1 rRNA gene is annotated in these 204 nt (G+C 55.4%); it reads left to right on the forward strand.

Annotated features, from left to right (window positions below):
* Window positions 1-115 precede the first annotated feature (115 nt).
* Window positions 116-204, forward strand: a 16S ribosomal RNA gene (locus tag UK12_RS36210); the annotation flags it as partial.

The following is a 204-nucleotide window of genomic DNA, read 5'->3' on the forward strand; positions in this document are numbered from 1 at the left end:
GTTGGAGATTCCTTTTGAAGTAAAAAACACAGCGAGGACGCAGTGCGCGGGGTCACCTTATTCCGGTGGTTGCCGTGCCGCTCAACGCGAGTGTGAACCCGATTACGGGTAATCATTCACGGAGAGTTTGATCCTGGCTCAGGACGAACGCTGGCGGCGTGCTTAACACATGCAAGTCGAACGGTGAAGCCCTTCGGGGTGGAT

Origin of the sequence: Saccharothrix sp. ST-888 (assembly GCF_000955975.1) — a bacterium.
Classification (GTDB): Bacteria; Actinomycetota; Actinomycetes; order Streptomycetales; family Streptomycetaceae; genus Kitasatospora.